19 protein-coding genes are annotated in these 20401 nt (G+C 35.8%); 13 read left to right on the top strand and 6 right to left on the bottom strand.

Annotated features, from left to right (window positions below; genetic code table 11):
- Positions 1-184 precede the first annotated feature (184 nt).
- From hemA to ACFX5E_RS14930, 12 genes are all read left to right on the top strand, one after another.
- Positions 185-1441 (top strand): glutamyl-tRNA reductase, encoded by a 1257-nt coding sequence (gene hemA, locus ACFX5E_RS14985; protein WP_379855970.1) that lies wholly within the window; start codon positions 185-187, stop codon positions 1439-1441.
- Entirely contained in the window at positions 1438-2358 is a 921-nt protein-coding gene (hemC, locus tag ACFX5E_RS14980; RefSeq protein WP_379855989.1) for a hydroxymethylbilane synthase, read from the top strand. The genes hemA and hemC overlap by 4 nt, the downstream gene beginning before the upstream one ends.
- Positions 2358-3035, top strand: a complete 678-nt coding sequence (locus tag ACFX5E_RS14975) for a uroporphyrinogen-III synthase (RefSeq protein WP_379855968.1) — start codon at positions 2358-2360, stop codon at positions 3033-3035. Before hemC ends, ACFX5E_RS14975 begins: the two co-directional genes overlap by 1 nt.
- An 85-nt stretch (positions 3036-3120) precedes the next feature.
- Positions 3121-4188, top strand: a complete 1068-nt coding sequence (gene hemE, locus ACFX5E_RS14970; RefSeq protein ID WP_379855967.1) for a uroporphyrinogen decarboxylase — start codon at positions 3121-3123, stop codon at positions 4186-4188.
- Between the two features lie 12 nt (positions 4189-4200).
- Entirely contained in the window at positions 4201-4581 is a 381-nt protein-coding gene (locus ACFX5E_RS14965) for a hypothetical protein (RefSeq protein WP_379855966.1), read from the top strand.
- Complete coding sequence (locus ACFX5E_RS14960) at positions 4578-5123, top strand: GNAT family N-acetyltransferase (protein ID WP_379855965.1); 546 nt, start codon at positions 4578-4580, stop codon at positions 5121-5123. Before ACFX5E_RS14965 ends, ACFX5E_RS14960 begins: the two co-directional genes overlap by 4 nt.
- Entirely contained in the window at positions 5113-6021 is a 909-nt protein-coding gene (gene hemF / locus ACFX5E_RS14955; protein WP_379855964.1) for an oxygen-dependent coproporphyrinogen oxidase, read from the top strand. The genes ACFX5E_RS14960 and hemF overlap by 11 nt, the downstream gene beginning before the upstream one ends.
- 91 nt (positions 6022-6112) lie before the next feature.
- Positions 6113-7105: a porphobilinogen synthase gene (hemB, locus tag ACFX5E_RS14950; RefSeq protein WP_379855963.1), complete on the top strand. Its 993-nt coding sequence runs from the start codon at positions 6113-6115 to the stop codon at positions 7103-7105.
- A gap of 2 nt (positions 7106-7107) precedes the next feature.
- The gene (locus ACFX5E_RS14945) at positions 7108-7542 is read left to right on the top strand and encodes a c-type cytochrome (RefSeq protein ID WP_379855962.1); all 435 of its coding nucleotides are present in this window, start codon (positions 7108-7110) and stop codon (positions 7540-7542) included.
- 208 nt (positions 7543-7750) lie between these two features.
- Entirely contained in the window at positions 7751-8221 is a 471-nt protein-coding gene (locus ACFX5E_RS14940) for a methylated-DNA--[protein]-cysteine S-methyltransferase (protein WP_379855961.1), read from the top strand.
- A gap of 74 nt (positions 8222-8295) precedes the next feature.
- On the top strand, positions 8296-9009 hold the full coding sequence (locus ACFX5E_RS14935) for a 3'-5' exonuclease (RefSeq protein WP_379855960.1): 714 nt from the start codon (positions 8296-8298) through the stop codon (positions 9007-9009).
- A gap of 131 nt (positions 9010-9140) precedes the next feature.
- Positions 9141-10580 (top strand): nucleoside recognition domain-containing protein, encoded by a 1440-nt coding sequence (locus ACFX5E_RS14930; RefSeq protein WP_379855959.1) that lies wholly within the window; start codon positions 9141-9143, stop codon positions 10578-10580.
- Between the two features lie 281 nt (positions 10581-10861).
- Here the strand turns inward: ACFX5E_RS14930 and ACFX5E_RS14925 are convergent, their stop codons facing one another.
- The 6 genes from ACFX5E_RS14925 to ACFX5E_RS14900 form a co-directional block, all read right to left on the bottom strand.
- A complete protein-coding gene (locus tag ACFX5E_RS14925) occupies positions 10862-13621 on the bottom strand; it encodes a M4 family metallopeptidase (protein WP_379855958.1) in 2760 nt (919 codons plus the stop codon).
- 253 nt (positions 13622-13874) lie between these two features.
- Positions 13875-14531: a CoA transferase subunit B gene (locus ACFX5E_RS14920; protein WP_379855957.1), complete on the bottom strand. Its 657-nt coding sequence runs from the start codon at positions 14529-14531 to the stop codon at positions 13875-13877.
- Between the two features lie 96 nt (positions 14532-14627).
- A complete protein-coding gene (locus ACFX5E_RS14915) occupies positions 14628-15329 on the bottom strand; it encodes a CoA transferase subunit A (RefSeq protein ID WP_379855956.1) in 702 nt (233 codons plus the stop codon).
- Positions 15330-15476: 147 nt separating this feature from the next.
- Complete coding sequence (locus ACFX5E_RS14910) at positions 15477-17786, bottom strand: penicillin-binding protein 1A (RefSeq protein ID WP_379855955.1); 2310 nt, start codon at positions 17784-17786, stop codon at positions 15477-15479.
- Positions 17787-17795: 9 nt separating this feature from the next.
- Entirely contained in the window at positions 17796-18275 is a 480-nt protein-coding gene (locus tag ACFX5E_RS14905; RefSeq protein ID WP_379855954.1) for a gliding motility lipoprotein GldH, read from the bottom strand.
- Positions 18259-19545, bottom strand: a complete 1287-nt coding sequence (locus ACFX5E_RS14900) for a PSP1 domain-containing protein (protein ID WP_379855953.1) — start codon at positions 19543-19545, stop codon at positions 18259-18261. Before ACFX5E_RS14900 ends, ACFX5E_RS14905 begins: the two co-directional genes overlap by 17 nt.
- Before the next feature lie 537 nt (positions 19546-20082).
- On the opposite strand from ACFX5E_RS14900, the gene ACFX5E_RS14895 reads away from it, so the two are divergent.
- Positions 20083-20401 (top strand): ISAon1 family transposase N-terminal region protein (locus ACFX5E_RS14895; RefSeq protein WP_379855952.1); only part of this gene is annotated, 319 nt, incomplete at its 3' end.

Genomic DNA, 20401 nt, shown 5'->3' with positions numbered 1-20401 from the left:
TATTTAGAAACGTTCTGAATAAGGCGATTAAAAGAAGCTGTTTCTGCCACAAAAATAAGGGTTTTTAGAATAAAACAACGATTTAAAACCAAAAAATCACATAGCGATACAAAAAGTACTTCTAGCGTTACTTTTATAAATACTATAGTTCTAATTTTGTTTCACTTTCTTGAAAAGTGCAAATATGAAAAACAATAACACATTAAAGCATCATTATTTTTACTCCGTTGGATTGAGCTATAAAAAAGCAGATGCTGAGATTAGGGGTAAATTTAGTTTAGATGCCACTGCAAAAACCCGTTTACTCGAACAAGCTAAAACAGAAGGAATAGAGAGTTTAATCATAACTTCTACTTGCAACCGTACGGAAATTTATGGTTTTGCAGAACACCCTTTTCAATTAATAAAATTGATTTGTGAGAATAGTCAAGGTTCTGTTGAAGAATTTCAAAAAGTAGGCTTTGTCTACAAAAACCAAGAAGCAATCAGTCATATGTTTCGTGTAGGAACAGGTCTAGACAGTCAGATTTTAGGTGATTTCGAAATTATTTCTCAAATTAAAACCAGTTTTATTCAGTCAAAATCTTTTGGTTTGGCGAATGCTTTTATGGAAAGACTGGTTAATGCAGTCATTCAAGCCAGCAAAAAGATAAAAACAGATACTGAAATTAGTTCTGGAGCCACTTCGGTTTCTTTTGCTTCGGTGCAGTATATTATCAAGAATGTAGAAGACATTGGGAACAAAAACATTTTATTATTTGGTACAGGAAAAATTGGTAGAAATACCTGTGAAAATTTAGTAAAACATACTAAAAACGAGCACATCACTTTAATCAACAGAACCAAAGATAAAGCCGAAAAGCTAGCCGGAAAACTGAATTTAATTGTAAAAGATTATTCAGAACTGCATCTGGAATTGCAAAAAGCAGATGTTGTTGTTGTTGCTACCGGTGCTCAAAATCCAACTATTGACAAAGCAATTCTGAATCTGAAAAAACCATTGTTGATTTTGGATTTATCCATTCCAAAAAATGTAAATGAAGATGTTCTGGATTTAGAAGGAGTTACGCTGATTCACATGGATTATTTGTCTCAAATGACAGATGAAACTTTAGAAAACAGGAAAAAACATATCCCTGCAGCGGAAGCAATCATTGAAGAAATTAAAGAAGAATTTAATATTTGGACTAAAGGCCGAAAATTTGCTCCAACCATTAATGCTTTGAAAGCAAAACTGAATGCGATAAAAAACTCAGAATTAGATTTCCAAAGCAGAAAGATTTCAAATTTTAATGAAGAGCAGGCCGAAATCATCAGTGCCAGAATTATCCAAAAAATAACTACTCACTTTGCCAATCATTTGAAAGATGACAATACTATGGTAGACGAAAGTATAGAATGGATTGAAAAAGTTTTCAAAATAGGAGCTATTACAAGATAATGAATAAAACAATACGCATAGGAACCCGCGATAGTCAACTCGCGCTCTGGCAAGCCCACACCGTTGAAAAAAAACTTAACGATCTAGGTTATAAAACCGAAATTGTAGCGGTAAAATCACAAGGAGATATCATTCTCGATAAACCACTGTACGAATTAGGAATCACAGGAATTTTTACAAAAACGCTTGATATCGCTATGATTAATGGTCAGATTGATATCGCAGTGCATTCCATGAAAGATGTTCCTACCGCTTTACCAATAGGAATTGTGCAGGCAGCTGTTCTGGAAAGAGCCAATACATTGGATATTTTGGTACACAAGGGAAACCTTGATTTTCTTGACGGAGAAGGAATAATTGCCACAGGAAGTTTGCGCCGTCAAGCGCAATGGCTCAATAAATATCCCAATCATAAAGTAGTAGATTTGCGTGGAAACGTCAATACCAGAATGCAAAAATTGCAAAAAAGCGATTGGAACGGAGCTGTTTTTGCAGCAGCAGGATTAGAAAGAATAAACTTAAAACCTTCTAATTATATCGATTTGAATTGGATGGTTCCTGCACCGGCTCAAGGAGCTATGGTGATTGTTGCTATGGCAAAGGATGATTTTTGCAGAGATGCGGTTTCTGAATTGAACGATATTGAAACCGAAGTGTGTACACATATCGAAAGACAGTTTCTAAAAACATTAGAAGGCGGTTGTACAGCACCAATTGGGGCTTTGGCAGTATTTATGGAAGATGATATTTTGTTTAAAGGGGTACTTTTCTCAATAGACGGAAAGCAAAAAATCGAAATAGAAAAAACCGTTCCGTTGCAAGAATGGAAAAAATTAGGATTTATATCTGCTCAGAAAATTTTAGAAAATGGCGGAACAAAATTGATGACGGAAATTAAAAATAATTTGAAGAAATAATGAGCCAAACAAGCATTTTATCCACCAAAACATTGTCGGCAGAACAAAGGCAAGTATTTCTTGATGCTAATTTTGATCTTTTAGAACAGGATTTCATCGAAATTAAAAACAACCTTTTTGAACTCAATACCATCAACAACAACTTAATTTTTAGTAGCCAAAATGCTGTTTTAAGTTTGATAGAACAAAACGGTTGGGAAGTATTAAAGACTAAACCTGTTTTTTGTGTAGGTATTAAAACCAAGGAATTACTGGAATCGCATGGCTTTACAGTTGATGTTTATTTGGATTACGCATCTGAATTAGCCGAAATTATCACTTTGATTTACAATAAGGAAAGCTATACTTTTTTGAGCGGAAATTTGCGCAAAGAAACATTGCCTGAAGCATTAAAAAGCGCAGGAATAACTTTTAACGAAATTGAAGTTTATCAAACAACACTTGCACCTTTCAAAATATCAGACCAGGAAAACTTTGACGGGATTCTGTTTTTTAGCCCATCTGCCGTTGAAAGTTATTTGACAAATAATAAAATCAAGAATGAGGTTTGTTTTTGCGTAGGCACTACCACAGCATCAGCATTAGAAACAAAGAAAATTAAAAACATAGTAATTGCCGAAACACCAACTATCGAAGAGGTGATTGAGGAAGTTATTGAATATTATAAAGCCCCCTAACCCCCGAAGGGGGAATATGGAATGGCGCAATTAACAATTAACTTAAAATTAGACGACCCAAAAATAGTCATAAAGTAAAATAAAAATGAACATTAACGAGAATCAAATTCCCCCTTCGGGGGTTAGGGCGCTTAAGAACGACCTATTTTTAAGAGCACTAAAAGGAGAAACTGTACAACGTCCACCAGTTTGGATGATGCGTCAAGCCGGAAGATATTTGCCGGAATTTATCGCTTTACGTGATAAATATGATTTTTTCACGCGTTGTCAAACACCAGAATTAGCTGCCGAAATCACCTTACAACCGATTAGAAGGATTGCTCCGGATGCTGCGATTTTATTTTCGGATATTTTGGTAATTCCACAAGCAATGGGAATTGAAGTGTTGATGAAAGAAAATTTTGGTCCATTTTTACCAAATCCAATTCGTACGATTCAGGATGTGGAGAAAGTAATCGTTCCAGATGTACATGAAACATTAGGGTACGTTTTTGAAGCTATTAAATTGACCAAAGAAATGTTGAATGATGAGGTGCCATTAATTGGTTTCGCAGGTTCACCTTGGACAATTATGTGTTATGCAGTGGAGGGTAAAGGTTCTAAAAGCTTTGATATGGCCAAAGGATTTTGTTTCCAATATCCAGAAGCAGCCCATGTTTTATTGCAAAAAATTACGGATACCACTATTTTATACCTAAAAGAAAAAGTAAAAGCGGGAGTAAATGCCGTTCAAATTTTTGACTCTTGGGGAGGAATGTTATCTCCAGTGGATTATCAGGAATTCTCTTGGAAATACATCAACCAAATCATTGAAGCATTGGCTGATGATGCACCGGTAATTGTTTTCGGAAAAGGATGTTGGTTCGCGCTTGGCGAAATGGGTAAAAGTAGAGCTTCAGCTCTTGGTGTTGATTGGACTTGTTCTCCAAGAAACGCAAGATACTTGTCTGGTGGAAACATCACGTTGCAAGGAAATTTTGATCCTTCAAGATTGTTGTCTCCAATTCCGGTGATTAAGAAAATGGTTCATGAAATGATTGACGAATTCGGAAAAGACAAATACATCGTGAATTTAGGTCACGGAATTTTACCAAATATTCCTGTGGATCACGCAAAAGCGTTCATTGATGCAGTGAAGGAATACAATCAGTAAGGGTTCATAAAAATGCTAAATAAAGGATTACGAGACCAGGAAAGTATACGAATAGACAATGTATTGAAAACATTGCTTTCTATAGTCTTTGTGCCTAAATTTTGGGATTTAGAAGATAAAATCAACATAGAAAATCAATTGAAAGACTTTGGATTAAACATTAAAAGTCTGATTGATTTAAATGAAACGGATTTAATTACGCATTTGTTACGTTTGCACTTAGATTGGAATCAGCTGGAGCAATTTGGTGATTTTTTAATGATTGCTTCGAAAGATAATTCGTTTAATTTTTCTGAAAAAGCGATTGCTATTTATAATTATATCCAACAGGAAAGCAAAGTGTTTTCATTTGGAATTAATAGTAAAATAGCTGCTGCAAAAGCAAATTTATGATGAATATTATGATCACAGAAAACTTCGTTATTGACAAATTGAAAACGACAGAAGCCAATGAATTGCACCTTTTGATAATGGACAATGCAGAACGATTTCGCAGATTTTTTCCGCTTACGCTTTCCAGTAATGCAACAGTTGAAAAGTCAGCAGAATACATTGAAATTAAAGAGAAAGAAATTCAACAAAAAGTAAATTTCACCTTTGCCATTAGAGAAATACATTCCCAAAAGATCATTGGATTGATTATCATTAAAAAGATTGATTGGACAAAAAGGATTGGTGAACTTGCGTATTGCATCGGAAAAAATTTTGAAGGAAAAGGGTTGGTTACTAAAGCAGTTAAGGCCATTTCAGATTTTGCTTACAATGAATTAGATTTGAAAACACTTCAAATCATTGCTCATAAAACGAATTTAGAAAGCATGAAAGTTGCCCAAAATTCTAGTTTTATTTGGAAAAAAACATTGCTAAATGAATTTACTCCAAAAGATCAAGCTCCATTAGATATGGAATTATATGAACATACGAATGAAAAATAAATTTTACGCATACATACAAAACCTTCAAGACCAAATTTGTAAAGGTTTGGAAGTAGTTGAAGGTCAAGCCAAATTCCGTGAAGATCTTTGGGAACGTCCGGAAGGCGGAGGCGGAAGAACCCGCGTGATTGAAAACGGATCAGTTTTCGAAAAGGGCGGAGTTAATATTTCGGCCGTTCACGGGAAATTACCGGAAGCCATGCAAAAGATGTTCAATGTAGGCGAAGCTGATTTTTTTGCCTGCGGACTGAGTTTGGTTTTGCATCCAAAAAACCCAATGGTGCCAACGGTTCATGCCAATTGGCGTTATTTTGAAATGTACGATGACAACGGAAACGTGATTCAGCAATGGTTTGGCGGAGGACAGGATTTAACACCCTACTATCTGTTTGAAGAAGATGCGATTCATTTTCATCAGACGTGTAAAACCGCTTGTTACAAACATAATCCGGAATTTTATCCAAAATATAAGAAACAATGTGATGCCTATTTCTGGAATGCACATCGAAATGAAGCACGCGGAATTGGCGGATTGTTTTTCGATTATTGCAAAGCAACAGATGCAATGACAATGGAGAACTGGTTTAATTTCGTTTCAGAAGTGGGGAATAGTTTCCTCGAAGCATACGTTCCAATCGTAGAAAAAAGAAAAGATTTGCCTTATACGGCAGAAAATAGAACTTGGCAAGAAATTCGCCGTGGCCGTTATGTCGAATTCAATTTGGTTCACGACAAAGGCACTTTATTTGGACTAAAAACCAATGGTAGAATAGAAAGTATCCTAATGAGTTTACCGCCGCATGTGCAATGGGTATACGACCATCACGCTGAAGCCGGAAGCGATGAAGAAAAAATAGTAAACGTATTAGAAAATCCAAAAAATTGGATTGCAAATTGATGATTAACGATTTTTGATTGCAGATTTTCTGTTATCACCAATATGTTTTAAATCATAAATCAGCAATCGCTAATCTAAAATCATAAATCATATGTTCCCATTACAAAGAGGCAGAAGATTAAGAACGAACGAATCAATTAGAAGTTTAGTTCGTGAAACAAGTTTAAGTCCATCGGATTTTATGTTTCCTATGTTTATTGCTGAAGGCGAAAATGTACAAGTAGAAATTCCTTCGATGGTTGGGATTTACCGTCGTTCGATAGATTTAACTGTGGAAGAAGTCAAAGAAATATTCGCATTGGGAATTCGTGCGGTGAATCTTTATGTAAAAGTCAGTGAAAATTTAAAAGACAATATGGGATTGGAAGCGTGGAATCCGAACGGATTGATGCAAAATGCCATTCGTGCGATAAAAGCCGCTTGTCCGGAAATGATTGTAATGCCTGATGTAGCTTTGGATCCCTATTCTATTTATGGACATGACGGAATCATTGCAAACGGTGATGTAGAAAACGATTCGACGAATGATGCTTTGGTGAAAATGGCCGTTTCTCATGCGCAAGCCGGCGCTGATTTTGTAGCACCATCGGATATGATGGACGGACGCGTGTTGCGTTTGCGTGAAGGTCTGGACGCTGCCGGTTTTCATAATGTAGGCATCATGAGTTATTCTGCGAAATACGCTTCTGCTTTTTACGGACCGTTTCGTGATGCACTTGATAGCGCTCCTGTTGACGCCACTGAAATCCCAAAAGACAAGAAAACCTACCAAATGGATTATGCCAATCGCATAGAAGCTATCAAAGAAGCGTTATGGGACGTGGAAGAAGGCGCTGATATGGTCATGGTGAAACCCGGAATTGCCTATTTAGACATCGTTCGTGAGGTCAAAAATGCAGTAAATGTTCCAGTAACGGTGTATCATGTTTCGGGTGAATATGCGATGATTAAAGCCGCTTCCGAAAGAGGCTGGCTAGATCACGATAAAATTATGATGGAACAATTAATGTGTATAAAACGCGCCGGAGCAAGTTTGATTTCGACTTATTTTGCCAAAGAAGCTGCGATACTTTTAAATAAATAAACATGAAATCGAAGATTCACGAATACCAGAAAATAAACAATAAAAATATGAGTAAAAAGATACTTTTTTTATTCGCCTTACTATTCCTGATTTCCTGCAAGAAAGAAATAGATAAGAAGGAACCTTTATATCCAACTTCGGCGAAAGAAACAACCCAAGCTCCTGAGGAACTAGGAAAGGAAATTTTCGAAGGGAAAGGAAATTGTGTTTCCTGTCATGAAGTGGACAAAAAATCAATTGGCCCAAGTATTCAGGATATTGCAAAAATATATAAAGAAAAGAATGGTAACATCGTTGCCTTCCTGAAAGAGGATGCTGAGCCATTAGTTGATCCAAGTCAGTACGAAGTGATGAAAACTAATTTTGCACTTACCGAAGAGATGTCTGACGAGGAGCTGAAAGGATTGGAAGCTTATATCTACAGTAATTTAAAATAGTTTATACGGAACTTTTTTCAGTTTCTGGAGCTAATCCTGCTGTCCGTTATATCTTTTCTTGCCTCGTTGAGAAACGAGAAAAGAAAAAGATGCCTCCCGAAACTTCGGGACCATCAGGGCTAAAATACAAGAACCATCTTTATTAGGATGGTTTTTTTATTTTTACAAAAAAACACTTTCAAACCGTAAAAAAATATATCTTTAAAATATGGAAACAGCTTATATCAAAACGCCTTTAGGAATTGCTACAATTATTGGCGATGAAAATGGAATTTCGGTGATTTCAGTTTCTGATGAAGGAGAAATTTTAAACACAATTCCAATAATTTTGAAGGATGCTGTCTCGCAACTTAACGATTATTTCGAAGGGAAAAGAAACGATTTCGATTTTAAATTAAATCTAAAAGGGACTGATTTTCAACAAAAAGTCTGGAAAGGTTTATTAGAAATTCCGTTCGGAAAAACGATGTCTTACATGGATTTATCTAAAAAATTAGGTGATGTGAAAGCCATTCGAGCTGTAGCTTCAGCCAATGGGAAAAATCCTTTGTGGATTGTGGTTCCCTGTCATCGAGTAATAGGAACCGATGGTTCACTAACAGGTTATGCAGGAGGCTTGTGGCGAAAAAAATGGTTATTAGAACACGAAAACCCAACGAACCAACAAAGTTTGTTTTAAAATAGTATCTTTAAATTAGTTGTTTTTTACCATTATCAAATTAACTCATTTTCAAATTCTCTAATTGACTTTTTATGATTGAAAAAATAAATCTCAATAACATTCTGTTCCTCGATATCGAAACCGTTCCGGAAGCGGAAGAGTTCAATGCATTAGATGCTGAAATGAAGGATCTTTGGGAACACAAAACCCAATACCAGCGCAAAGACGAATATACTCCCGAGGATTTTTATGATCGTGCCGGGATTTGGGCTGAGTTTGGGAAAATAGTCTGTGTCTCTGTAGGCTATTTTACCATCAGAGGAGATATTAGAAATTTTAGGGTTACTTCTTTTTTTGGAGAAGAAAAGAAAGTTCTGCAGGATTTCAATAATTTATTAAACACTCATTTCAACCAGCCGCAACATGTTTTGTGCGGTCATAATGCTAAAGAATTTGATATTCCATTCATCGCCAGGAGAATGATTATTAACCAAATTCCTATTCCTAACAAGTTAAACCTATTTGGAAAAAAACCATGGGAAATCCCACATTTAGATACGTTGGAATTGTGGAAATTTGGCGATTATAAGCACTATACCTCTTTAAAATTGATGTGTAAAGTCCTTGGAATTCCTTCCCCAAAAGGTGATATCGACGGCAGTCAGGTGGGACATGTTTTTTATGTGGATAAAGATATCGACAGAATTGTAACCTACTGCGAAAAAGACACCATTGCCGTAGCGCAAATTTTCCTTCGATTGAGACGAGAAGATTTGTTGATTGACGAGGAAATTATTCATGTCTAAAAACTCAATGGTAATTTCAATTTCAAGAGTCAATACTAGCGTATAATATCTAGATTTGTGTTTGATATTGAGCATGTCTTTTTGCTATTGTCATTACAATTGATTTATTACATTTACAAAAATTATAAATTATGGTATTGAGTAGATTCTGGTTGGTTATTTTCATTTCAGCAATTGTATTTGTAGTGTTTAGTTTGTTTTCTGGAGACAGTTATACCATTGACCACGTTTTGAACGGAAAGAAAGATGATCCAATTTTGGTTTCGGAGAAATTTGCCGAAGAACTTCCTGCTTTTATAAAAGACAGCATTAAGACCGCACCAGAACAAACCATGATTGTCAATCGGGACACGCTGAATGCGGACACAACTTATGTTTTTAAAAACACAACTGTAAAGATTTATAGTGGTGTTCAAAAATCAGATGGTTTATTGCCAACATGTAAAAGTACTTTATTGGATTTAATCCTTCCGCTGATGGCTTATTTGGCTTTTTTCTGCGGATTAATGGAACTTTTAATCATTTCGGGAGCTTCTGGAAAATTGGCTAAGGCATTGAGTCCTGTTTTTGTAAAAGTGTTTCCGAGTATTCCCAAAGACCATCCGTCGATATCGTATATGACCTTAAACTTTGCTGCTAATTTTTTGGGCTTAGATTCTGCCGCAACTCCGTTTGGTCTAAAAGCCATGGAGAGTTTGCAAGAAATAAATCCAGATAAAGACAAGGCAAGTGACGCACAAATTATGTTCTTGTGTTTGCATGCTTCAGGTCTTACTTTAATCGCTACGTCTATTATAGGATATCGTGCTGCAGCTAATGCAAGCAACCCTGCGGATGTGATGTTGCCTTGTATTATCACTTCTTTTATCGGTACGATTGCGGCTTTTCTGATCGTTGGAATCAAGCAAAAAATCAATTTTAAAAGTGCTTCTTTGGTTATCGTATTAATGACATTAATAGCTGCAATTGTTGGCTTGTTGATGTATGTAAATCATTTGGATTTAATTGGAAAAAACTATTTTACCTCTAATCTTTCCGCTTTAATATTAATTGGAATAATTGCCTTTACCTTGATTTTTTCTTTTATTCATGAGAAAAAATTTACAGAAGCATCTACTACAGTTTTTGAAAGTTTTGTAGTGGGAGCCAATAATGGTGTGAAAACCGGAGTGACTATTTTTCCTTATGTATTGGGTATGTTAGTTGCCATTTCTTTATTTAGAAACAGTGGTTTATTTGAAATTATTAGCAATTGGATCGCTTTCATTTTTTCGAATATGGGAGTAAGTAAGGAAATTACGGATGCTTTACCGGTCGCTTTACTTCGTCCCTTTAGTTCTGCCGGATCAAGAGGCTTTTTGATTGATTCGATGAACACTTTTGGAGCCGATTCCTTAACGGCTAGATTGGCTAGTATTTTTCAATGCAGCGCCGAAAGTACTTTTTATGTGATAGCCGTTTATTTTGGTTCTGTAAACATTAAAAACACCCGCTACGCGCTAGGAACGATGCTTATAGTAGATTTGATTTGTGTGATAACAGCAATTTTTGTGGCAAGTTGGTTTTTTTAAATGAATAATCGTATTAAGAAATTTCTTTATCAAGAAAATTTTTAATTACTTTTCAATAGATCTCTGTGCTTGGCAAATGTTTACTCTTTTAATATTGTTTGGATTTTGTTACCTCGTTTTTTTATTAATAAAAAAGTTGAGAATGTAATATACTAAGATAGTTCTACTCTTGATTTGTTTCTGTAAAATGATTTCTAGTCCAATATCTGTGCAATGATTTGATAATTAAAAAGGGGGCGTCTTTTTTAAGACACCCCCTTTTCATTTATGAAAAAGAAAGATTATTTTTTAATAAATTTCTTAGTTATTCTTTTTTGACCATCGTTTACTTCAAAAAGGTAAATTCCAGCGCCTAGTTTGCTTACATTGATTGCATTTTCAGAAATTTTACCTGACTCAACTTGTTGGCCTAAGTAATTGATAACTCTAAAAGAAGCACTTCTGTTGTCTGCCATTTTAACATTTAAGAATTCGTTAGCTGGGTTTGGGGACATCGTGTAATCAAAAATGTTATTTTCAATACCCAAATCACCTGCAAAACTTGTATTAAATCCTGCAATAGCTGCCCCACCAATATTTACAGTATAGTCTTCTACTTCTCCGTAAGAAAAAGTTTCACAAGCCGTTTGAGCTGCATTATATTTCATAGAAACTCTCATTCTTGTTGCTCCTGCCAAAGCAGTTGTTGGAACAGTAAATGTCGCTGTTAGGTTAGCGCTGCTAGAAGAAGACCCAGAAACGATTTGTTCGGCAGTTTCAAAAACACCGTTTTTGTTATAGTCAATCCAGATTTTCCAATACTCAGTATATGCTGAGCCACTAAAACCTGCGCTAAATAAAATGGTGTTTGAGCCATAAGGTACATTTCCTGTCAAAGCTGTAAAATTTCCGTATCCTGCATTTGCCCCTGTTGTATTGGCAATTCCACCTAAACCAACATAGTCGATGTATTCAGACGTTGCATTACTTCCTTTTGAAACGCAATACGTTACTGTAGTTCCTGATGTTGTAATATTTACTACATTACTTGCAGCAGATAAATTACCCGCAGCATCTTTTCCTTTTACAGAGAAAGTGTAAGCTGTAGCAGCAGTTAATCCTGAAACAGCATAAGTAGTTCCCGTAACTGTGGCTTTTAAAGTAGCCCCTTGATAAACATTATATCCTGTAACTGCTACATTATCAGTAGAAGCTGTCCAAGATAAGTTTGTTGTTGTTGAAGTAGTTCCTGAAGCTGCTAAACCAGCTGGTGTAGATGGTGCGATAGTATCAGTTGAACCAGCATATGCGGCACCAACTCCTACAGCATAAAAAGCATTCGTAGTTGCAATAACTTCAGCTGATCCAGCGCCATATAAATCGACTGCTGATTGAATTCCGTAAGTTCTTGCATTTGCAAAAGTGGAGTTTGCTGATAAATAAACACTTTCCAATCGGTAAGCTATTTTTGCCGCTTTGTCAATTGTAATTCCAGTTACATTATAAGAACTACCTATGTCATTTGTTCCTGATTTACCTACAGATAAAATATAGAACCAGTGGTTTAATACACCGCTATTAGTATGAACACCACAATAATCATTAGTTTGAGTTGGCGTACCACAATTAATGACCTTCCAGTTTGTTCCTCCATAGGTATCCGGTTGTCCTTCTAATTTTGGGTTACTCATGGATCGTAAAGCCGTTTTGCCTGCCCTTCTTTCGATGTCTTCACCTATTAACCAAGTTGATTTTGTAGGAGCTGCAAAATACTCCACACATGCGCCCCAAATATCAGAAAATCCCTCATTCATGGCTCCTGATTCTCTTTGATAAGCAAGGTTTGCTGTTTTTTCACATACGGCATGTCCTATTTCGTGTGCCGCTACGTCAAGAGAGGTAAGAATGTCAAAAGTAGTTCCACTTCCGTCACCGTAAGTCATTACACTTCCGTTCCAATAAGCATTGTCATAGGCAACGTCAAAATGCACATAACTCTTTATGACAGCACCAGCGTTGTCATAACTGTTTCTTGTGTGTTTAGTTGAAAAGTAGTCATATGTTTTTTCTGCACCCCAATGCGCATCAAGGGCACCGTTGTCTTTATTCGTGTTGTTAAATTCAGTTGCGGTCCAGTTATTATCCACATCGGTAAAATTTACCGCTGTAGTGTAATTGGTTCCTTTTTTCATGTTGAAAGTATTTATCCCCAAACCACGCGTCGCATCTGCTAAAATATACGATGAACCGCTTAAAGTAGTTTGTATGGATTGTGTTCCGCTGTAACGCGTTGCGGCATTGGCGGCAACAAAAGCAACGGTATTTGTTAGCCCTTTTGATGTTTTTGATGCATCGGCGTGGTGGCCATTGCTGTATTCACCAAGGTGTTTTATGGTAGCGTTATAATATAATGCAACACCAGATACGGCATCTATATATAAATCACCACGACTAACTGGATTTGTAGCATAGATATCAAATTTATAAGCCAAACGTAAGTTGTTGTCTTTTTGTTTTGAAATTGGACCGTCTAAAACAGGAAGTAAAACTAACTCTCCAGCAGGTTTTTGGTAGTCCATTGCTTTAGATTGCTCAGCTGACTCCCAAAGATATTGCTTTGCACCAATTTGTTTTAATGCACGTGCAAAAGCTTGTTCTTTTGATAAAACGGGCTGAGTATTAACTTTATCCAATGAATAAAAAGCACCACTCATTGATTCTAATTTTCCTGATTTGGAGTGAAGTGTAAAGGTTGAATATTCTACTTTTATTCCTTCATGGTACAATTGAAATTTGTCATGCGAAAATCCTAACTTATCTGTTTCAGATTTAGTTTTAGAAAAATTAGAATTAACCTTTAATCCTAATTGTTCTGTGAATGCTTTTTGAGAATCTGAAGATTTGTAAGTTGATTTCTCATTAAAAACGATTAATGAAGGTTTCCCTCTTTCATCAGTAATTTTTTGATTCACATTTTTTCCTGCATCTTGAGCGTTTGCTTCCAATGCAAAAAAAGAAACGGTTGCAAACAAGGCGATTTTTCCGAGTAATTTTGTTTTCATGTATTTGGGGTTTTGGTTAATTATTTAAAAAATGAATTTAAACAAGGTGGCGAATTTAACAAAAAAATAACATACCGTTTGTTTTTTGTTAAATTATTTTGAATTTTATAGCTTATAACCATAAAACAGTGAGAAGTTTGTATTTATTTAAGCGACAATAAAGAGAGTAAATACTAAAAAAGTGGAGTAAAAAAAATGCATCCATTTATAGGATGCATTTTTTTAGAGTAGTGAAAGTTGAAAACAGTTGGTTTTAATCAACAATCATTTCAGGAATTTCGCCTTCAATTATTAAATTGGCTTCGGTTGAAGCTATTATATGTTCTACTGTAACGCCTGGAGCGCGTTCTAAAAGTTTGAATCCTTTCGGAGTTATTTCCATCACGGCTAATTCTGTAACTATCTTTTTAACACAGCCAACGCCTGTTAACGGAAGTGTACATTTTTTTAGGATTTTTGACTCTCCAGCTTTGTTGACATGCATCATGGCAACGATAATATTTTCTGCAGAAGCCACTAAATCCATTGCTCCTCCCATACCTTTTACCATTTTGCCAGGAATTTTCCAATTAGCGATGTCACCATTTTCTGAAACTTCCATTGCTCCTAGAATTGTCAAATCAACATGTTGTCCGCGTATCATTCCGAAACTCATTGCCGAATCAAAAAAACTGGCACCGGGTAGGGTTGTTATGGTTTGTTTTCCAGCATTGATAATGTCAGCGTCTTCTTCTCCTTCAAATGGGAATGGACCCATACCAAGAACGCCATTTTCGCTTTGAAATTCAACGTCGATTCCCTTTGGGATATAATTAGCCACCAATGTTGGGATTCCGATTCCGAGATTCACGAAATAACGATCTTTCAATTCTTGTGCAATTCTTTTTGCGATTCCTATTTTGTCTAACATAAATAAAACTGTTTAGATTTTTTAAACCATTAAGAAATTAAGGTTCATTAAGTTTAATAAATAAAGAGTTAACTCAATTATCTATTCGTCTATTATCTATTTTTTTTCTCTAACGGTTCGTTGCTCGATTCTCTTTTCGTATTTATCTCCTTGAAAAATACGCTGTACAAATATTCCAGGAATATGAATTTGGTTGGGATCAAGTGTTCCCGCTTCAACTAATTCTTCTACTTCAGCAACCGTTATTTTGGCTGCACCTGACATACAAGGATTGAAATTCCTAGCGGTTCCTTTGAAGATTAAGTTTCCTGCGGTATCTCCTTTCCAAGCTTTTACAATAGCAAAATCAGCATTGAAAGCATGTTCCATGATGTGCATTTTTCCGTTGAATTCCCTAACTTCCTTTCCGCTCGCTACTTCAGTTCCGTAACCTGCAGGAGTAAAAAAAGCAGGAATCCCGGCTTGTGCGGCACGACAACGTTCGGCAAGTGTTCCTTGCGGTATTAGGTCAACTTCAAGTTCTCCCGAAAGCATTTGGCGTTCAAATTCAGCATTTTCGCCTACATAAGAGGATATCATTTTTTTGATTTGACGCTTTTGCAAAAGCAAACCAAGACCAAAATCATCCACACCCGCATTGTTGGAAATACAAGTCAGATTGTTGGTTTCTTTTTTTACTAACTCGGTAATGCAGTTTTCCGGAATACCGCATAATCCAAAACCGCCTAACATGATAGTCATGCCGTTTTCAATTCCTTGAAGCGCGTCTTGAACGTTATTTACTCTTTTATTGATCATATAATTAGTTGCTAATTCTTGAATTTTTTAAAATCGAACCTTTTTGAAAACAAATGCCCTAGCCCAGATAGTAGTGGAAATCCTTTTTTTTACCGCCTTTTCGGCGAGGAAAAAAAGATTGCAACGGATAGCTGGATTAGCTCCTGACTATAATTCGAATTCTTCAGTGTCTTGTTGTATTACAGTGGTATCTTTTACTTTTGGGGCAGAATAACAATCTACTTTTATAGAAAGATTCGGGGGTCTGTTAAAATTTTCTTTAGAGACCTTAAGACCTGGATCAGCATAACAAAGTTTCATGAAATAAGCCCAAACCGGCAATGCTGCAGTTGCACCTTGACCGTAAGTAAGGCTTTTGAATCGGGCGGAACGATCTTCACAACCTACCCAAACACCTGTTACAAGATTAGGAACCATTCCCATAAACCAACCGTCGGACTGGTTTTGAGTGGTACCCGTTTTACCTGCGATCGGATTTTTGAATTGATATGGATAACCGGTCCAACGATTGTCGCCGTTACCTCCATAGGTGTTGCGTAATCGATCTCCAGATCCACCTTCGGTTACTCCTTCAAGTAATTTTATCACCGCAAATGCGATGTCTTTATTTAAAACATCATGCGATTCGGGGATAGGTTCGTAGATTACGGTACCGCTTTTATCTTCTATTCTGTTTAAGAATTGTGGTTTTGTGTAAACACCTTGGTTGGCAAAAGTGCTGTAAGCGGCAACCATATCTTCAACGGTGATTTCTACTGCTCCTAATGCTATGGAGGGCTGGTTTACAATTTCGGATTTAACACCTAATTTATGTGTCAATTCTATTACTGCTTCAGGACCAACTTTGTCAATCAATTTTGCAGATATTGTATTTATCGAATTTGCTAAAGCTCTTTTTAAAGTAACCATTCCTCGGTATCTGTTGTCAGAGTTTTTTGGTGTCCAAGATTCGGTAACATGGTGACGTCCCACGGGAATCGTAAATGGGGAATCTATTATGGAATCACAAGGAGACATATTCAATTGTTCGATAGCTGTGGCATAAACAAATGGTTTGAATGTGGAGCCTACTTGTCTTGCGCCTTGTCCTACGTGGTCGTATTGAAAATATTTGTAGTTAATTCCCCCAACCCAAGCCTTGATGTTACCCGTTTGTGGCTCCATGGCCATCAATCCAGACTGTAGAAAATGCTTGTAATAACGGATGGAATCCATTGGAGTCATGATAGTATCTCTTTCTCCTTTCCAAGAAAAGACTGTCATTTTTGTTTTTTCGTCGAACGATTTTATAATTTCCTCATCACTTTTATCTTGTGATTTCATAACCTCCCAACGGTGTGAGGATTTCATAGCTTGATTGAGAATCCGTTGTGTTTCTTTCTTAGAGATATTAACAAAGGGAGCATTTTTATTGCCTTTTGATTGAATAAAAAACTCTTCTTGAAGGTTTGCCATGTGAGCTGCAACTGCTTCTTCAGCATGCGATTGCATTCTGGAATCTATGGTTGTATATATTTTTAAACCATCTTTATAAACATCATAATCAGAACCATCTGGTTTTTTATTTTCTTCAGCCCATTTTTTCAGGTAATCACGTAAATATTCTCTAAAATAAGTAGCCGTTCCTTCTTTATGGGTTTCTAATTTGAAATTTAAGGCAATGGGTAAACTTTGTAATTTTACTTTTTGATCTTCGGTAATAATATTTTGTTTCTCCATTTGCAAAAGCACCACATTTCTGCGATTTTTCACCCCTTGTGGATTTCTAACCGGGTTGTATAATCCGGAGTTTTTAAACATTCCAACTAATATAGCTGATTCATCAATGGATAAATCCTTAGGTTCTTTGGAGAAATAGGTTTTTGCAGCAGAACTAACCCCTACAGAATTATTTCCAAAATCATAAACATTGCAATACATTGCGATGATTTCATTTTTAGTATATTGTCTCTCCAGGCGAATGGCAATAATCCATTCTTTTACTTTTTGTACAATTCTAAAAGGTAAAAATTTAGAACCTTCACCATGAAATAATTGTTTGGCAAGTTGCTGCGTAAGTGTACTTGCTCCACCACTTGTTCCTAGACTGGCAATGGCTCTCAAAGTTCCTCTGCCGTCTACCCCTGAATGCTCATAAAAACGAGCATCTTCCGTTGCTACTAAAGCCTGAACCAGATTTTGGGGCAAATCTGAATATTTTAATTGAGATCTGTTTTTTTCGAAATATTTTCCCAATACCACGCCGTCGGAAGAGATGATTTCTGTGGCTAAATTAGAATCTGGGTTTTCTAAATCTTCAAAAGAAGGCATCGAACCCAAGAGTCCCCAGGAAGCAAATAAGAAAAATAAACCGATAGCACCTAATCCGTAAAAGAAGATTTTCCAAAATTTCTTCTTATAATAGGTTACATCTTTCTCTATATTTTTATTCTGATTGTTGTTTTTTTTGACAGCCATAATTCTATTTTAATCTTTTTTTTCTATTCTAAAACCAACTTCCGTAATCCCATTTAAAAGCTTTACACCTGGAACTTTTCCGGTTTCCCGAACAGCTTGTTTAATGTGAACTTTATACTTCCCTTTAAACTTTTCGTTTTCTTTATAAATAAGCTTACTTTCTTTTATATCAGAAAATCCATTGCCAAGCAGCGATCCGTCCGGATCTGCCATTTGGTATTCAAGAGTGTCCACTTTTGTAAAGCCATTTGGGCTTTCAAGAGCAACAATTAAAAACAGATTATTGTATTTATAATTGTTGTTATCTCTCAAATTAACGAATAAATTATATCGTTTTGTTGAATCTAATTCCGGCAGATTGAAGGTTGCAATACTGTCTTTATGCCAAGCGCTTCCGACAGATTTGTATTCATCAAAAACTCTTTTTTTGTCACATGAAAAAAAGAGTAATGTAACCAAAAGTAATAAAGCGCTATTTTTTAGGCTCATTTTTAGTAATAATTATAGGTTTTCTTGCAATTACTGGTTTTTTGTCACCGGTGTTTTTGTCGACAGGATTTTGTCTGTTGTTATTTGCAGGCTTATTATTGGCGTTGTTATTATTATTTGCTATAATTACATTTTCCCCTGCAGGTTTACGTTTTTTAGGGTGTTTTTTCTTTGCTTTTGGTTGGTCAAATCGAGTTAAACTTTCTTGTCCCATAGCATTGTTGAAGTTTTTTTCTGGTTCCACAACAATTTCTATTGCAAAATCTTCCAATGATGAAACTTTGTTTTTCAACTTGTTTTCAGCTATGATTTCTTTAACTTGTTCAATTTTCAATACATGCCAATTAGCAAAATTGTTAGTATAAGCAAACCACATTAATCCTTTGAAAATATCTTGTTTTTGACAAATGGCATCTCCTTTTTCGGTTATCAATTTTGTTTCAAAATCAGGAAAACCTTTCAATGCATCCATGTAGGTGTCTAACTCATAATTCAAACAGCATTTTAGTTTACCGCATTGTCCAGCAAGTTTTTGTGGATTCAGTGATAATTGTTGGTAACGGGCTGCTGAGGTATTAACACTCCTAAAGTCCGTTAGCCAGGTAGAACAGCATAATTCTCTTCCGCAAGAACCAATTCCTCCTAAACGTGCGGCTTCCTGACGGAAACCTACTTGTTTCATCTCGATTCTGGTACTGAATTCTTTTGCGAAATCTTTTATTAAAGCGCGAAAGTCAATTCGGTCGTTTGCGGTATAATAAAAAGTGGCTTTGGAGCCGTCACCTTGAAATTCAATGTCGGAAATTTTCATTTCTAGTTTTTGAGCAATCGCTAATTCGCGTGCTCTAACTTTCATAGGTTCTTCTTTATCGCGTGCAGTTGACCAAATATCGATATCTTTTTGAGATGCTTTTCTGTAGATTTTTGGAACTTCGTTGCTATTAGGATTTACTCCTTTTTTCTTCATTTGGATTCGGACCAATTCCCCTGTCAGCGTAACAATTCCTATGTCGTGACCTGGAGAAGCAACCGTGGCCACAATGTCTCCCATACTTAAAGTTAACTTTTCAGTATTGCGGTAAAACTCTTTTCTTCCGTTTTTAAAACGTACTTCAGCACAGTCAAAAGGAGCTTCACCATTAGGCAAACTCATATTAGAAAGCCAGTCGAAAACAGTTAATTTGTTGCAGCTATCGGTGCCGCAAGTCCCATTATTTTTACAACCCTTAGGTGCACCACCATCAGAAGTTGAACAACTTGTACATGCCATAATTTTATATGTAGTGTTGCAATGATGCAACTTAAGTTCTTAAAAAGATTAATGTGTAAAGATAGCATTTTTTAATTTTAAGTTACAATGGCTGAAAATGTCAAAAAGTCATAAATTTTTAATAAAAATAACCCATTACGATTTGGTTTGTAATGGGTTAAATTTGAATCTCTTTTCATAAAGGCATCATGTTTTTTTCATCTAATTAGATTTCAAAAAATTGTTTCCTCACTAATGTCTCCAACCGTTGAAACGGTTGGCTATGGTTTAATGTTTATGTGTTTTTTGAGCGTTGCCAACGGTTTCAACCTTTGGTACCGTAATGAAATAGCACATTGTTTTTCAAAAAATTGTGTCTCCACGAATGTCTCCAGCCGTTGAAACGGTTGGCTATGGTTTAATGGTTATATTTATTTTAAATATTGTCAACGGTTTCAACCGTTGGTGACGTAATAAAATAGCACCTTGATTTTCAAAAAAATGTTTGGCTCACATAAAAAAGTTGGGGAGAAGTTATAAATTTGGATAAAAAAGCAAATGGATTTTTCGATATTTTCTTCGTTTCTACCAGAAGGACTGTTATCTCATTTTGATATTTTTGATTTCAAGGAATTGGTCAATTTACAAAGCAAGAAAGACTGTTTTTATATTTATTTAGACGAGAAAAACATTCTTGCTAAAGATTTTGACTCCAATGAATTTGAGTCAAAAGGATTCTATGGACGAGCATTAATACAAAACTTTCCTATAAGAGGGAAAGCTGTTTATTTAGGTATACGAAGACGTAGATGGCGTAATAAAACAGACAAATCTATTGAAGTAAAAAGTGATTATTCATTTATAGCTGAAGGTTCAA

The sequence above is a fragment of the Flavobacterium xylosi genome, assembly GCF_042787345.1.
Lineage (GTDB): Bacteria > Bacteroidota > Bacteroidia > Flavobacteriales > Flavobacteriaceae > Flavobacterium > Flavobacterium xylosi.
The sequence above is the reverse complement of the archived record's forward strand: the minus strand, read 5'-3'. Positions and strand labels throughout refer to the sequence as shown.

Excerpts from the sequence above, each read along its gene's own strand:
- hemA (WP_379855970.1), top strand. The coding sequence starts at position 185 with ATGAAAAACAATAACACATTAAAGCATCATTATTTTTACTCCGTTGGA.
- ACFX5E_RS14975 (WP_379855968.1), top strand. The coding sequence starts at position 2,358 with ATGAGCCAAACAAGCATTTTATCCACCAAAACATTGTCGGCAGAACAA.
- hemE (WP_379855967.1), top strand. The coding sequence starts at position 3,121 with ATGAACATTAACGAGAATCAAATTCCCCCTTCGGGGGTTAGGGCGCTT.
- ACFX5E_RS14965 (WP_379855966.1), top strand. The coding sequence starts at position 4,201 with ATGCTAAATAAAGGATTACGAGACCAGGAAAGTATACGAATAGACAAT.
- ACFX5E_RS14960 (WP_379855965.1), top strand. The coding sequence starts at position 4,578 with ATGATGAATATTATGATCACAGAAAACTTCGTTATTGACAAATTGAAA.
- hemF (WP_379855964.1), top strand. The coding sequence starts at position 5,113 with ATGAAAAATAAATTTTACGCATACATACAAAACCTTCAAGACCAAATT.
- hemB (WP_379855963.1), top strand. The coding sequence starts at position 6,113 with ATGTTCCCATTACAAAGAGGCAGAAGATTAAGAACGAACGAATCAATT.
- ACFX5E_RS14945 (WP_379855962.1), top strand. The coding sequence starts at position 7,108 with ATGAAATCGAAGATTCACGAATACCAGAAAATAAACAATAAAAATATG.
- ACFX5E_RS14940 (WP_379855961.1), top strand. The coding sequence starts at position 7,751 with ATGGAAACAGCTTATATCAAAACGCCTTTAGGAATTGCTACAATTATT.
- ACFX5E_RS14935 (WP_379855960.1), top strand. The coding sequence starts at position 8,296 with ATGATTGAAAAAATAAATCTCAATAACATTCTGTTCCTCGATATCGAA.
- ACFX5E_RS14930 (WP_379855959.1), top strand. The coding sequence starts at position 9,141 with ATGGTATTGAGTAGATTCTGGTTGGTTATTTTCATTTCAGCAATTGTA.
- ACFX5E_RS14925 (WP_379855958.1), bottom strand. The coding sequence starts at position 13,621 with ATGAAAACAAAATTACTCGGAAAAATCGCCTTGTTTGCAACCGTTTCT.
- ACFX5E_RS14920 (WP_379855957.1), bottom strand. The coding sequence starts at position 14,531 with ATGTTAGACAAAATAGGAATCGCAAAAAGAATTGCACAAGAATTGAAA.
- ACFX5E_RS14915 (WP_379855956.1), bottom strand. The coding sequence starts at position 15,329 with ATGATCAATAAAAGAGTAAATAACGTTCAAGACGCGCTTCAAGGAATT.
- ACFX5E_RS14910 (WP_379855955.1), bottom strand. The coding sequence starts at position 17,786 with ATGGCTGTCAAAAAAAACAACAATCAGAATAAAAATATAGAGAAAGAT.
- ACFX5E_RS14905 (WP_379855954.1), bottom strand. The coding sequence starts at position 18,275 with ATGAGCCTAAAAAATAGCGCTTTATTACTTTTGGTTACATTACTCTTT.
- ACFX5E_RS14900 (WP_379855953.1), bottom strand. The coding sequence starts at position 19,545 with ATGGCATGTACAAGTTGTTCAACTTCTGATGGTGGTGCACCTAAGGGT.